Source organism: Pseudomonas sp. MWU16-30317, from assembly GCF_020515695.1.
Lineage (GTDB): Bacteria > Pseudomonadota > Gammaproteobacteria > Pseudomonadales > Pseudomonadaceae > Aquipseudomonas.
Genome location: NZ_JAIWJA010000005.1, coordinates 317475 through 331258, shown reverse-complemented (window position 1 = coordinate 331258; position 13784 = coordinate 317475). Strand labels below are relative to the sequence as shown.

12 protein-coding genes and 1 tRNA gene are annotated in these 13784 nt (G+C 61.4%); 6 read left to right on the top strand and 7 right to left on the bottom strand.

What is annotated here, in order from left to right; translation table 11 throughout:
- Window positions 1-24: 24 nt before the first annotated feature.
- From LIX93_RS16735 to LIX93_RS16720, 4 genes are all read right to left on the bottom strand, one after another.
- Entirely contained in the window at window positions 25-1179 is a 1155-nt protein-coding gene (locus tag LIX93_RS16735) for a major royal jelly family protein (protein ID WP_226505163.1), read from the bottom strand.
- 265 nt (window positions 1180-1444) lie between these two features.
- The gene (locus LIX93_RS16730) at window positions 1445-2281 is read right to left on the bottom strand and encodes an aldo/keto reductase (RefSeq protein ID WP_226505162.1); all 837 of its coding nucleotides are present in this window, start codon (window positions 2279-2281) and stop codon (window positions 1445-1447) included.
- A gap of 241 nt (window positions 2282-2522) precedes the next feature.
- Window positions 2523-3029 carry a hypothetical protein gene (locus LIX93_RS16725; protein WP_226505161.1) on the bottom strand — a complete coding sequence of 169 codons (507 nt, stop codon included), beginning with the start codon at window positions 3027-3029 and terminating at the stop codon, window positions 2523-2525.
- A gap of 96 nt (window positions 3030-3125) precedes the next feature.
- Window positions 3126-4604 (bottom strand): PLP-dependent aminotransferase family protein, encoded by a 1479-nt coding sequence (locus tag LIX93_RS16720; RefSeq protein ID WP_226505160.1) that lies wholly within the window; start codon window positions 4602-4604, stop codon window positions 3126-3128.
- 269 nt (window positions 4605-4873) lie between these two features.
- On the opposite strand from LIX93_RS16720, the gene LIX93_RS16715 reads away from it, so the two are divergent.
- From LIX93_RS16715 to LIX93_RS16695, 5 genes are read left to right on the top strand one after another with little or no spacing between them, the layout of a single operon-like run.
- Window positions 4874-6049: a radical SAM protein gene (locus tag LIX93_RS16715; protein ID WP_226505159.1), complete on the top strand. Its 1176-nt coding sequence runs from the start codon at window positions 4874-4876 to the stop codon at window positions 6047-6049.
- 32 nt (window positions 6050-6081) lie between these two features.
- Window positions 6082-7044: a C-terminal binding protein gene (locus tag LIX93_RS16710; RefSeq protein WP_226505158.1), complete on the top strand. Its 963-nt coding sequence runs from the start codon at window positions 6082-6084 to the stop codon at window positions 7042-7044.
- A 29-nt stretch (window positions 7045-7073) separates the two neighbouring features.
- The gene (locus tag LIX93_RS16705; protein WP_226505157.1) at window positions 7074-8180 is read left to right on the top strand and encodes an aminotransferase class I/II-fold pyridoxal phosphate-dependent enzyme; all 1107 of its coding nucleotides are present in this window, start codon (window positions 7074-7076) and stop codon (window positions 8178-8180) included.
- Complete coding sequence (locus tag LIX93_RS16700) at window positions 8177-9415, top strand: hypothetical protein (RefSeq protein WP_226505156.1); 1239 nt, start codon at window positions 8177-8179, stop codon at window positions 9413-9415. Before LIX93_RS16705 ends, LIX93_RS16700 begins: the two co-directional genes overlap by 4 nt.
- A gap of 18 nt (window positions 9416-9433) precedes the next feature.
- Entirely contained in the window at window positions 9434-10567 is a 1134-nt protein-coding gene (locus LIX93_RS16695) for an MFS transporter (protein WP_226505155.1), read from the top strand.
- Here the strand turns inward: LIX93_RS16695 and LIX93_RS16690 are convergent.
- Window positions 10552-11997, bottom strand: a complete 1446-nt coding sequence (locus LIX93_RS16690) for a surface-adhesin E family protein (protein WP_226505154.1) — start codon at window positions 11995-11997, stop codon at window positions 10552-10554. The genes LIX93_RS16695 and LIX93_RS16690 overlap by 16 nt on opposite strands.
- Window positions 11998-12164: 167 nt before the next feature.
- Between LIX93_RS16690 and LIX93_RS16685 the strand changes: the two genes are divergently transcribed.
- Window positions 12165-12779 carry a hypothetical protein gene (locus LIX93_RS16685; protein WP_226505153.1) on the top strand — a complete coding sequence of 205 codons (615 nt, stop codon included), beginning with the start codon at window positions 12165-12167 and terminating at the stop codon, window positions 12777-12779.
- An 83-nt stretch (window positions 12780-12862) separates the two neighbouring features.
- Here LIX93_RS16685 and LIX93_RS16680 read toward each other — a convergent pair.
- Window positions 12863-12939 (bottom strand) — tRNA-Val (locus LIX93_RS16680).
- A 65-nt stretch (window positions 12940-13004) separates the two neighbouring features.
- Entirely contained in the window at window positions 13005-13679 is a 675-nt protein-coding gene (locus tag LIX93_RS16675; RefSeq protein ID WP_226505152.1) for a UPF0149 family protein, read from the bottom strand.
- Window positions 13680-13784 lie beyond the last annotated feature (105 nt).

Below are 13784 nucleotides of genomic sequence, written 5' to 3'. Positions count from 1 at the left end.
GCGAGGCTTCCTTTTCTAGGGGGTTCAGGGTTGCGCGTTGAAGTTCGGCGTCCCGTCGGTGGAGGTACGGATCAACAGGTAAGGTGGCTTGCGGGTGTCGACGTTTTTGCCCAGGCGGTCCCACTGGCCAAGGGTGACGTATACCGAGTTGCCGGCGACGAACAGCCCATCTGGCCAGACCAGCCGCGGATCACGCAGCACCACGTCGAGGTGGCCGTCGGGCCAGCGACGCAGGATCTGGTGGTGCTCGGCGTCGGTGAGGTACAGGCGGCCCTGGCGGTCCATGTCCATGCCGTCGGTCATGACTTTTTCGCCTTCGTCACGAATCTCTTTGGCCAGTTGCTTGTCATCCAGGCTGAAGTTCGCCAGAGCCGCAGTTGGCAGGCTCCACAGGTGACGGCTGGTCAGCGGCGAGTAGTACAGGCGCGAGCTATCCGGGGCCAGGGCGACGCTGTCGACACCACCATGGGGAAACAGCGATTTGCCACCCTCATAGCGCATCGGCACGCCGTCAAGCTGGGTGACGAAGTCTTTTTGCGGCACCACTGAAGGATCGTTGCTCAGCACGCGGCGCTGTTTGCCGGTGGCGATGTCGACCACGACAATGGCCGGCGAGTCGCCGAACGACGAGTCAGCCACAAACGCGGTGCCCTGGGCACCGTGGGTGAGGTCGACGCGCAGATCGTTCATGTGGCTGTCTTGCAGCAGCGCATCCTTGAGCACGACGGAGTGCACGATTTTGTTGGTGTTCAGGTCGATGCCGACGACTTTCGCGGCGCCTGGGGCGATACCGTCGTGGCCGGCGTGCTTGCCATCGTCGATCAACCAGAGCATACCGCTGGTGTCGAGGGTCATGCCGTGAACCGAGATTAGGCGTTGCGCGTCGGTAAGGGCCGAAGGTTCGCTAACCTGCGCCGAAGGATAGGGTTGCAGTTTGCCGTTGACCAGTTCGCCGAGGGTCATGCCGGGGTGGTCGATAGCGTGCCGCGGGAAGCCGACGAAGGTGCGGCCTTGCGGGGTGACGACAATGCCGGAAGGGCCAGGGCCGGCGAAGGCGGCCACTTCAGTCAGCGAGCCCACAGGGACCTGGCTGCGGTCGGCGGTTTCGGCGTGGGCAGCGAGCGGCGCAATAGCCATCATGAGGCTCAGGCACAGGGGTTTCAAAGACAGGTTGTTCACGTACGGACCTACTTCGTTGAGGGTGGATAAAAGACTGAAACCGGTTTCAGATCCAGTGCAAAAAAAAGCCCGAAGGCCATGCACACGAACGTCAACTATAGATTTCCTGCGCCTCAAGCTTTGTGACGATATTTTTAGCTGCGGTTTAACTATTGAAGGCTGTGGGCCCGGGGAGTTCCGTTGGGTGAGTATTTACGGTGTAGCCAGGCCGGCGGAGCGCGAGCAGCGAGGGACCTGAATCCCCCGCAAGCACACCCCTTATCGATCAGAGCTCTTCGTAACTCGCCGGATCCTGCCCCAGGATCCGGCCATCCGGCTTCGCCAATCCGGCGATGGCCTTCATCTCTTCTCCCGACAATTCGAAATCGAACAGCGCGAGGTTTTCCTCTTGGCGTTTGGCCGAGCTTGCCTTGGGCAGCGCGACGGCGCCAAGTTGGTACTGCCAGCGCAGGATCACCTGCACCACGCTCTTGCCGGTGCGCTGCGCAATACCTTGCAGTAGCGGATGGTGCTGCAGGTCATTACCACGGCCGATCGGGCTCCACGCCTCGGTGACGATGCCGTGCGCTTTGTCCCACGCCAACTGCTCGGCCTGCGGGAAGTACGGGTGCAATTCGATCTGGTTGACGACCGGCGTGATGCCACTGGCGGCAATCAGCGTTTCCAGGTGTGCTGGCAGGAAGTTGCACACACCGATGGATTTCACCCAGCCACGCTGACGGGCCTCGACCAGAGCGCTCCAGGCTTCGAGGTACAGCCCCTGTTGCGGGTTGGGCCAGTGCAGCAGGTACAGGTCTATGTAATCGAGCCGGGTGCGATAGAGGGATTCTTCGACGGTGGCCAATGCGTCCTCATATTTGTAGTAGCGGCCGGGGAGCTTCGAGGTGACGCGCAGTTCCGCCCGATGGATCGTGGTCTGGCGCACCGCTTCGCCCACGGCTCCTTCGTTCTCGTAGGCAAAGGCGCTGTCGAGCAAGCGATAGCCCGAATCGATGGCCCGCAATATGGCCTCTACGCCCGGCGAGCCGTTGAGCTTGCAGGTACCGAAGCCGACGGCGGGGATAGTGGTGCCGTCGTTGAGGGAGATGGCAGGGATCGTCATACAGGAGGCTTCCTTTCTTGGTTTTAGAGGCGAAGACGGCTGTCGCAAGGCAATGAACGCCATGCGCCGTCAGCCCTGCTGTTGAAGGCATTCTAGGAATGGGAGTTCCGTGGACGCCAGCAAACCGGTAGGGGATTTTGAGGGGAATACGTCAGGGGGCTCTGCCCCGAAGGTTGTAGGTGGGGCTAGAACATTGCGCGGATCGCCGCCATTGCAGAGGGCTAGGTGTAGAAGCGATTGCTCAGATCTGGCAAACGCGGATCGAACCGCCAGCCACCGCGAATTGGCGCTGCATCATCGCACCATGAGTGAGTGTGTCGGTGTCGATGGCGTTATCGATGCCGTCAGCGGACACCACGACCATGAACCGGTGCTGGTAGCCCTGCAGGGATTTCAGGCGCTCGATATCGTCGCACAGGCTGGCATCATTGACCGCTGACGGGCGGTCCAGCGGCGCGGTGGTCGTCAGGCGCGCGCGCTGGGGCTTGCGCAGGTACTTGATCTCGACGGCCATTTGCTGGTCATGGGTGAACAGGCGACCGGGCAAGTCCGGGGCGTTGCGGTCACCGCTCCAGATTTCCATGTCGTGCTGGTACCAGGCATACAGGCTCAATTGCGCCTGAATCCACTGCTCGCCCGAACCATTGAGCCGCAGCGCCTGAGGCAGCCGATCACCCAGCGAACGCAAGCCATGCTCGAACAGATCGAACCATTCGGATGCGGTCATCGGGGCGAGGGACTTGGCCATGGTGAGTCCTTGAAAAGTGAATAACAGGGAATGAACTGCAGTGTTCTGCTTGCTTGTACGGGCTATCGGCCCGGGCAGCATTCCCTGTAGGGCAACTTAAATATTTGTGCTCGACGATGGCGTCTTGGGCCAATGAAACAAGGGGCGTGCGAGGTCCGCGTGAAAATGCGCGACATTGATTCGCAGCCACGGTCCGGCCTGCGCCTGGGCGCTGAACAACGTGGCCGGAGCAAGCAGGATACCCTGGTGAAAAGCAGCCTCGATAAAGGCCGCAAGGCACGGCAGTTGTGGGTGTCTGATCCACAGGAACATGCCATCCACTGGCGTATGAAACAGCTCCCAACCCCAGCTCTGAAGGTGCTTCTGCGCTGTGACCTGAGCGGTTTGCAGTTGCCGCCGCACGCGGCGCAGATGACGCTCGTAACTGCCGTCGGCGAGCATGGCGCTGACGAACCGCTCGCAAAACCCCGGCACCGCGACGCTGGTCAGCAATTTGAGATCCGCCAGGGGTTGGATCACCGCCGGTGGCGCAACGATGTATCCCACCCGCAGATTGGCCGAGAGGGTCTTGGAAAAGCTGCCGATGTAGATGACCCTGTGCAGCCCATCGAGGGCGACCAGACGGCTTTGGCCAGCCGGGCAGAAATCGCCGTACACGTCGTCTTCCACTAGCAGCAGATCGTGCTCGTTGGCCAGTTGCAGCAGGCGAAATGCGCCGTGATCACTGAGCGAGGTGCCGGTGGGATTGTGCAGCCTGGAATTGAGGAAGAATGCCTTGACCCGGCCCTCCCCCAGCCGTGCCGCCACCGCTGGAATATCAGGACCATCGTGACCGCGAGGGATGCCCAGGATGATAGCGCCGCGCAGCCTGAGCAGTTGCACCAGATTATTGTTGCAGGGGTCGTCGACCAGCACTCGGTCACCCGGTTCGATGTGCTGGCGAATGATCAGATCCAGCGCTTGTGTCGCTCCCAGAGTGGTGAGCAAATGATCAGGTGCCAACGCTACCCCGAGCCGGGGCTGCAGATGCGCAACGAGTTTTTGCCGCAATGGCAGATAACCGGCCGGATCGCCATAGTCGACCAGTGAACTGTGGGCAAAATTGGCCGTTCGCCGTACTACCCGCGCCAGTGCCTGGGTATCGCGCCAGCCTGCGGGGAGCCAGCCGCACCCCAGCTTGAGGCATTGGTCGTTGCCATGGAACAACTGCCAGAATGCCTTGATGCCATGGGGGTCGAGCGGCCCTTCGGTTGCCGGCTTCGCGCATGCGGGCAAGGACACGCCCGCCGTGGCGACGAAATAGCCGAGCCCCGGCTCGACCCTGATGGTGCCTTGCGCTTCTAGCCGCTCATAAGCACTGACGACAGTATGAAAACTGATGCGCAGGCTTGCGGCCATTTGCCGGATGGAAGGGATCTTTTGCCCGCAGACAAGGCGCCCGTCGGCGATCTCCTGGCTGAGCCGCGCCGCCAGTTGCTCGGCAGCCAACGAAGGGCGCCGGGCGACGGTCATGACCGGGCAAAGAGGGGCAGTACGCGCGGGGGGTTTTGAATGGGGCTTTCCATTGAAGTGCACGAGCGAAACTCCTTTCGCATTGACCGACCGGACCACGTTAGGGGGGCACAGTACCCAGGGCAACTGCGCTATTGAGACCAAGTGTTTCGAAATCGACATGCCCCCAGCCCCGCCGGGGCTGTTAGAAAAACCTATCTAACAGCCGCCAGTTTTTGCGCCCCTCTGTTAGGGAAAGCCCCCCACCTTTGACGATATTCTCCCTGCCACTTTCACGGCCTTGCCATTGATCGGCACTGTTACTGGCCCCACAGAACAAGGACGCCCTGCTCATGACCCCAGTGGAGATTCTCGCCACCTGCGCGCCTGCCGATTACCAGGATTGGCAGTGGCAACAGCGCAACACGCTGCAATCCGCCGACGATCTGCTCAAGGCGTTCCCTGGGCTGCGCGGCACTGCACAGCTGAGCAATATCGTCCAACATCTCGGCACCCGCAAAGTGGGAATTACCCCCTACTTCGCCAGCCTGATCGAGACCGATGCCTTGGGTTGCCCGTTGCCCGACGATCCGCTCTGGCGCCAAGTAGCGCCGCTGTGGCCAGCCCACACTCACAACCAGCACGTCCCCGGCAATGCCTTCGCCTACGACGGCACGGCAGAAAACTGGGAGCTGCCCGGCGAGATGGTTACCCCCATCTGCCAGCATAAATACGACAACCGGGTGCTGGTGCGTACCGCCAATATCTGCCATGCCTATTGCCAGTTCTGCTACGAGGCCCTGCGCACGCTGGAGCGCAACAGCCAAAAACAGGCATTCAGGAAGAGCGAGTGGCAACTGACGCTGGACTATCTGGTGGCCCATCCCGAGGTCGATGAAGTGATCCTCAGCGGCGGCGAGCCGCTGATGTTGTCCGATCGCCGCCTCGACGAATTGCTGGCGTCGCTACGCGCGCACCGCCCCGAGATCATCATCCGTTTGCATACGCGCGCTCTGACCTTCAACCCCTACCGCATCACCGACGAGCTGCTGGCGGTGCTTGAAAAATGGAACGTCAACGCGCTCGGCCTGCACATCAGCCATTCCCGGGAAATCAGCGAAGCCTTCATCGATGCGACCATGCGCTTGCGCAAGGCCGTACCCGTGCTGTTCGCCAACATGCCGCTGCTGGCCGGTATCAACGACAACTACCCGCAGCTCAAAACCCTGTGCATGCGTCTCTATGGCTTGGGCATCGTGCCCCACTACCTGTACCAGTTCATGCCCTTTTCGCCGGGCGCCGAATACTTCTGCACGCCGCTGCGCAGCGGCATCGCACTGGTTGCACAGATGAAGCGGCGACTGTCGAACCTGGCGGTCCCCGAGTTCGTGCTGCCCCATCGCGAGGGCAAATACAGCGTACCGCTGGACCTCGACAAGCCTGCGGCACGCTTGCATCAGGATGAATCGGGCAATGAGTTCATGCACTTCACCAATTGGCAGGATGCCCATTGCGTGTTCCCGCAGTGAACCATCCCTTCGGATTTGACCGGACAGTCCCCATGAAAATCATCATCCTGGATTCAGTTCTCAACGCTTACGTCACCGAGCCGGACCTCGAGTATCAGTACCTCAAGGAGTACGCCGAGGTTGAGCTATATCACGTCGAAACCGTCAACCAGTTGCCGGCCAGCGCGCTGGAGTGCGATGCGATCATTTCCTGGCATCTCGTGCCACTGGGGCGTGCTGCGCTGAGCCGCTTCACGCGCTGCAAGGCCATCGTGCGGGCGGCGGTAGGGTTCGACAACATCGACCTCGATTACGCCCGCAGCCGTCAGATTCAGGTCGCCAACGTGCCGGACTATGGCACCGACGAAGTCGCCGATCACACGCTGGCACTGTCACTGGCGCTGCTGCGCAAGCTCAAGGCCGCCGACCGCGTGGTGCGTAGCGGCAGTTGGGACTGGCGTGATGTCGGCTCGATCCCGCGCTTGGGCGACCTGCGCGTCGGTATCGTCGGCCTTGGCCGGATCGGTGCCGCAGTTGCACAGCGCTTCCGGGCATTCGGCTGCGATATCGCCTTTCACGACCCGCACATTGGCAGTGGCTGGGAGAAAACCCTGCGGCTCAAACGCTGCGAAACCCTGCATGACCTGCTCGACTTCGCTGATCTGGTCACCTTGCATGCACCGCTGAACGCCGATACCCGCCACCTCATCAACCAGCACAGCCTGCAGCACTTGCATGGCAAGTTCCTGATCAACACCGCTCGGGGCGCATTGATCGACCCCGATGCCCTGGAAAGCGCCATGCAACGACGACAACTGCGCGGTCTGGGACTGGACGTGCATGCCGACGAAACCCGCCTCCCGGCGGCCGTGCTGCGAGGTGAAGAGGTGTTGTGGTCACCCCACGTCGCCTTCTATTCGGATCGCGCCTTGGGCGAGTTGCGCACCAAGGCGGCGCGATGCGTGCTGCAACTGCTGCTCAGCGGCTGGCACCGCAACCTGGTCAACCCGCACTGAATCCTGGACCACTGCACAGAGAGCCCGCCATGCCCCTCGCCGCTCGGCAATTCATCGATAAAACCCTGGAGAACCCATTCCCGGGTATCCCGGCACTGGAACGCGAACTGGGACGTCCCATCATCAGCCGCCTCAGCGGCAATGAAGCCCTGCCGATCCATCCCGACCAATGGCTGCGGACCTATCGCGAAGAGTTCCTCGACCAATGCCGCCAATACCCAGACCCCGCAGCCCATAGCCTGCGCCTGGCACTGGGTCGGCACAGAGGCATCGGTATCGACGAGGTGCTGGTGGATGCGGGTGCCGACAGCCTGATCCATCTTGCCCTGCGCACCTTCACCCGAGCCGGTGATCAGGTGCTCTGCTCGACAGGGACCTATCCCACCTTCGAATACTTCGCCCGCGCACAGGGATTGGAGGTCAGGCTGATGCCCTACGCAGGTAAAGGTATGCAGTTGCGCAACGACCTGCCGGGGCTTTTAGCCGCTGCATGGGACATTCGCCCGAACGTGCTCTACCTCGCCAATCCGGACAATCCTACCGGGCACTACCACAACGAGCAGACCATCCAGGCCTTCGCCCAGGCGCTGCCCGAGGAGACTTTGCTGCTCCTGGACGAAGCCTACCTGGAGTTCGCCGTCGACGATCTGCACCCCGTCCGCCTCTGGCCCAATACCTTGCGCCTGCGCAGTTTTTCCAAAGCCTACGGCTTGGCCGGGCTGCGCATCGGCTATGCGATGGCACCGGTGACATTGCTTGATTATCTCGTGCAAGCGCGTATCCATTATTCGGTCTGCGGCCTTTCCCAGTGGCTGGCCGAACAAGCCCTTGACGACAGCGCCTACAGCCTTCAGTTACGAGCGCAAACTCTCCAACTGCGAGTGCGCTTCCAGCAGCTCGCCGACGAAGCCGGGCTGACCTGCCTGCCCTGCGCCACCAACTTCGTCACCCTGTGCATGCCCAGCCCCGAGGCCGCCAACCACTTGCAGTGGGCCTTGCTCGAGTTGGGTGTCAGCGTCAGCAAGCCGGCCACGATCAATGGCCAGAGCCTGATCCGCATCACCCTGCAACCCGACATATTCGTCCCACAGATCGCGCGGTTGATCTTTGCGCGCCCCGGGAGATCACTACCATGAAGAAACTCCTGATTACCGGCGTTGGCTGCGTTGCCCTCAAGTACCTGGTGCAAGCCTTGGAGCCTTTCGGCTACCAGCCCGTGCTGCTGGCGCGCCGAGGCGCATTCTCGGAGCAGATACAACACTACCTGGATGAGCTGGAAATCCACGAAGTCGACACCGCGTCCATCCCACAGGTCATCAACTACATCCGTGTCCATCCGGTCGCTTTCGACGGGGTAGTCGCGGTGACCAGCCTGTTCGACGAGCAATTCACTCTGGTAGAAGCCTTGGCCAAGGAATTCGACTGGGCGTACTCCGGCCCCGTGCTGGCCTGGCTGAGTCACAAGCACAGCGTATTGTCGCTGATTCCCGAATTCAGCCCGCCCAGCCTCAGCTTCAAGAGCCATGAATTGCGTTCGATGAATCTGCGTCGAGTCGATAACTGGGGCCCCCGGCTGGTGCTCAAGCCGGCGTGCTCATCTGGGGGTCTGGGGCTACACCATCTGGCCACCAGCGGCACCTTGAAGGCGGAATTGGCAGCTCACCTGCACCATAGCGGCTATCACGCCGACACCGACTGGATACTGCAACAGGAAGTGAGCGGACGTCTGTTGAGTTTCGAAGGCTTCGTCGAAGCGGGATGGGTGCGCCGCCTGGGGATCTCCAGTCGCTCGCGTCTCGGTTTTACCGAGGTCGCGAACAAGTACCCGGCAGACGACCACCTCAGCCAGGCCATAATCGCCCGCGGCTGGGACTGCGTAGAAACGCTGGTCAGCCGATCCTGCTATCAGTTCGGCTATTTCCATTGCGAATTCATCCAGACCGCCACCAGCATCTATCTAGTGGATGCCAATGTCGGTCGTATCGGCGGCGCCACCGTGCTCGAACAAGTGGCCCTGGCCCACAGCATCAATCCTCGGCAGTTGCTGGCCCACGTGCTGTTATTGCCGGTGTTGCGCGGCAAATGCCCACTGTCGCTATGCGCCAGCGCACGGCTGGCCCCGCAGAGGACGCTGGGTATCTGGTATGGCCTACCCGAGGCCGGCACCCTGGAGTGCGTGCAGCTACCCAAGATCCGCAGCCAGCACACACAATTCGCGGTCGAAGGCAGCCAGCTGGCCAAAGTGGGAACGTCGGATTACGGGTGGGTGGGCCTGCTTTGCGGCGCGGAGGAAGAGGTACTCGCCGACATCCACTGCATCACTGTGCGGACCGAAAAAGGCACCACCGATCCTGCATTCACGCTGGACTGAAGGGCAACAGGAAGCACTATGACCCTTTACATCATCCGATTTTTCACATGGGGCGCATGGAGCATCCTTTTCACCTTTTTTGCCGTGTGGCTGGCGACCTCGGCCCCCTTCAGCGCCGCCGACATTGCGATAATTGCCGGCACCGTCGCAATGACCAACCGTGCTGGCGCGCTGTTGTTCACCCGCTGGATCGGCAGATGGGATTTTCGCGCTGTGATGATCGGCATGCAGGTGCTGTTGATGGCCGCTATCATCTGGCTGCAATGGCTGCACCTGCATCAGGTATATTCACTAGCGGCCTGGCTGCTGGGCGTCGCAGTGTTCGGCATCGCCAACTCGGTATCGACTCTGACGCAACTGACCTTCATCGCCAGCGGTCATGCCGAAGACGACACGGTCACGGCGTTTTCCAAGGAAAACGTCGCGCTCAACCTGAGTGCCGGGATCACTCCCTACCTGTCGGCCCTGGTGCTTGCCCACTTACCGGACTGGTATTTGGCGTTCGCCTTGCTGTACTGCCTGCCCACTGTCGCACTTTGTATGCGGATCACTTGCGCGCAGCAGCAGCCACTCACCTGTAATCAACCGCAGGCACGAAGCCTGAATGGCCAAAGCCGTGTGCAATTTCTGGCCATCAACTTTTTGTCGTTCTTTGCCTTCGCGCAGTTTTACAACGTGTTTCCGTTTTATGCCGAAGACAGCCTGGGGGCGGAGACGATCGGGCTGTTCTTCGCTGCCAGCAGCGTATTGATCGTCATCCTGCAGATCCCCCTGACCCGCCTGTGTGCCCGGCGTAACCGCCGCGACTTGATTACCGCGGCCAACCTGGCGTTGGCCATCGGGGTGTATGCATTGCTGTTCGCCACGCAAAAAATGACCGCGATGGTCGCTGCCATCCTGTTGCTGACCCTCGCCGAGATGATCTTCGGGCCGCTGTATCAGTCGATGTCGATCCAGCTGTTCCCTGGTCGCCCGGCCTTCGCCATGGCGGTACTGACCTTCACCTGGGCGCTGGCCGAGACCGCCGCCACCACCTTGGGGGTGTACATGGTCGCGCAGGGCCATGCCGCCGCCCTCTTCACCCTGGCTGCGGTGGCCGCTGCGCTGGTGGTAGCAATCGTGTGGGCCCGAGGAGGTTACTCGACCGCTTGAATCCGCCATGCCCAGTCGCTGATCTGATCCACTGTGCGCAACGGGAAAAACAAGCCGTAGGCGCTCAGGTAAGCGTAATGGCCGACGCCCGTGGCGCGCTCGTTGTCGCCCTTGCAGGTGACCTGTTTTGCGGTGCCTGGCAATACCGGATTCAGGGTATTGGCCGGTTGTTCGCTATCGATCGAACAGTAGAGGGTGATCAGGTCGCCCAGTTTCGGCTCACCGTTCACCAAGGGCTTGTAGGCCCGGCTGTAGCTAACGGTCTTACCGACCGGCAGGTTCTGCCAGTCACCGTCGAAGCGCAGGTAAGTCAGGGCAATCACATTGGCTTTCGGGCCTTCAGCGGAGGGATCGGAAATGGCCGCAGACAACGGAATCAAGCCCCTGAAGCTCACCTCGATATTGCCCGCGGCCGTGAGACCACGCTTTTGGATCACCATCTGGCCAGTGGCCGGATCGGTGCTGAAAAACCACTGCGCCTTGTCGTTGTCGGCAATCTTGCGCTTGAGCACAGTGGCGTCATACACCAGACCCAGGCGGCTGAGGTTTTTTGGCGGCGGCGGCAACATCAGCCCTTGCACTGCTTCAGTCACAGGTGCGGCGACGGGTGGGACAGGCATTTTGGCCGGAGCTTTGATCCGCCCTTCGTAGCGCGGCAGCGACGCCAGGCTGGCGGGTGCCGCGCACACTTTCTGCAACAGCAAGCGCTCATCGACAGTGGCATCGGCAAGCGGGTGCACCTGGGTTTCGAGCAACACCTGGCCGGCACCGACACCGTTGTCGGCATCGACATAAAACGCGCTCAAGCGCCGAAAACGCTGCTGCGAGCAATCTGCCGCAAAGCGCTCGCGGCGTTGAACGTAGTAGCCGCTGCGCTGGCTATCGAGTTGTTCGCGAGGGTAATCGTACGCGCCCCAGAACAGCACCTCGCGGCCTTCACGGTGCAGGCTCGCGCCGTCGAGCAACAGCCATGACTGGCCAGACTCGCCTTTAAGCCTGCGCCAATCGGCCGGAGGATTGTCGGCACAGGCCTGACGCAATTGTGCACTGCCCTGCAACTGGTCAAGTTGCTCGGCAGGCAGTTGCGATTCATCCCCGATCTTGCGCGGCATGGCCGCAAAAAACGCCATGCCGCCCCCGGTGGGATACATCATCTGGCCGCGGGGCTGAGTGCAAGAGGCATTGAAACGAGCAATGAGCGTTTCGGGCTGATCGCCGCTGGCGGGGCGACTGACCAGGTACGAGACCTGATCACCTTCGCGCACCACCGAACTGGTCACCGCTGGCAAGGCCACGGCCTCCTGGAATATCGCTAGGCCGGGCGACTGTGGTTGCTCGGGCACAGGCGGGGTATGGCTGCAACCGGCCAGCAATGCGAGCGTCAAGGTGACCAAGGCGAGGCGGTGAAACGAGGCGGGACGGCCTTCCATGCGAAAGCTTCCAGTATGGGCAGGGGATTGGATTCTATCAGTCGCGTTACGGACCTCGGCAACCCGACGCACACCGCGATTTTCGATGAGCTCTAGACCTACGCGATATGGGATGATTCACCCTTGGCCATCAATGCACCACGTTTACCTGTCAAAGGACCTTGCCCATGCTGTCGTACCGCCCGCTTCTCGCTGCCATGAGCCTGTCTGTGCTCGCGGCGCTTTCGCCCGTCACCGGCTACGCCGCCAGCAAGCACAAGCAGGAGCCCGCCAAGGAAGCGCCGGCGAGCGCCGCGCTCAAGGTCTCGACCTTGGGCGGCAAGTTCGCCTTCACCTTACCCGCCGGCTACGCTGCCAACCCGCTGCCGGCTGGTGATGCGGCCCACGGCACCGAGGGCGCCAGCGGCACCATGTACCTGAACGAGGCGCTCAAACGGGTGATCATCGTCACCGAATCGCCGATCCCCAATGGCACCCAGGTCAGCGACAACGACGACACCTTCCTCGACGGCGCCGCCGCCGGCCTGGCGAGCCAGCAACGCGCAGGGCTGCCGGACTATCAGAAAGTCAGCGAGAAGAGCATGAAGATCAACACCCTCGGCGTACGCCAGATCGACAGCACCGGCACCATGGGCGGCGGCAAGACCATCACCACCACCCTGGTCGCGGGCTCGGGCGCGCGCATGACTGCCGTGGAAGTGGTTTCCCGCGCTGCCGATCAGAGCAGCCACGACGCGTTCGTGCAGCAGATCGTCAGCGCCAAGGCGCCAGCGGCCAAGTAGCCACGCGACAAAGTAACGTCCACAAAAAAGGGCGGCCCTCTCGGGTCGCCCTTTTTTCACCGCCCAGCAGAGCGGATTTTGTTTGGTAGGCGCGATTGGACTCGAACCAACGACCCCCACCATGTCAAGGTGGTGCTCTAACCAACTGAGCTACGTGCCTGCTGTGGCGCGGGATTTTACGGGTTTATACGAAGCTGTCAACGGCTAGTTTCAACCCGTGAGGTCTCAGGCCCCGCAGCACTGCTTGAACTTCTTGCCACTGCCGCACGGGCAAGGGTCATTGCGACCGACCTTTTCCGCGGCACGCACCGGGGTGTTGGTCGGGCGCTGCTCGGTCCAGTACTCATGCAACTGCACAGCCGAATGAGTAATCATATCGGCAGCCGTGAAGACGTCGATCTCCGGCAGCTCGCCCTCTTCGTAGGCATCATCGCCCAACGATTGCAGGACGATCATCGAGAGCATCACGTCCTGGTCGTCTGGCATCTTCGGCCAGCTGTCAGCCAGGCGACGGTAGCCGTAGCACCATTCCTGCAGGCTTGGCATGCCATCGGCGTCTTCGTTGTCGTCGTCCAGCACCTCGTTGAAGATCGGCGCGAACTCGGCAGTATGCTCGGTGATCACCAGCTCCAGATTGCCCATGTGCTGGACCAGCAGGTTAACGAAGCGATCGAATGCTTTTTCATCCTTCCACTTGGGCAGGACTTTTGGGTTGCCCCACAGCGCGTTGTACCAAACGCTGAACGGCAGGATTTCCGGGCTGGAAATCAGCGCGGTGAAAAACCCGTCGAGTTCGGAAATATCACGCACCGAGTCTTCGCTCTGGAAACTATCCAGGGCGCTCTGGAGCTCGTCCAGTTCGTCGTCGGTCAAGGGTTCGGTGCTGAGGGGGGTGTTCATTGAAGCGATCGCCTTCTTGGAAGGATGAAAATACGGCCGGGCACGTAACAGCGCTAGAAGGTATTCGTGCTCGCAGGAAAGCCGCCATTGTGGCCTATTGCTGTG